The organism is Paenibacillus jiangxiensis (assembly GCF_046098255.1).
GTDB lineage: Bacteria > Bacillota > Bacilli > Paenibacillales > Paenibacillaceae > Paenibacillus > Paenibacillus jiagnxiensis.
On the sequence record NZ_JBJURI010000076.1, the window covers coordinates 1 to 232 of the forward strand.

At 52.2% G+C, this 232-nt stretch carries 1 protein-coding gene; it reads right to left on the reverse strand.

Going from position 1 to position 232, the window contains the following annotated elements; all coding sequences use genetic code 11:
- Positions 1-78 precede the first annotated feature (78 nt).
- Positions 79-232, reverse strand: a 154-nt coding sequence (locus ACI1P2_RS31360; RefSeq protein WP_141396910.1) for an integrase core domain-containing protein, incomplete at its 5' end; no start/stop codon positions are given.

Consider the following 232-nt stretch of genomic DNA (forward strand, 5'->3'; position numbering starts at 1 on the left):
AACTGGGGGGGTGGCGATTTCCAGTTTCTCAAATCCGGTTCGGATGAACCATGCATACAACCTATTGAATCTTCACACCTAGGTGTGAACTGTCAATAGGTTGTATTCGTCCAGGTTGAGTCTGGAGATGGGTACAGCGCGCCCGATGCCTTGGTGGGGTCGATGCCAGTTGTAGTGGTGTAGCCAGGATTTCATGGCATCGGCTCGGTGTTGGGAGTTCTGGTAGGTGTGA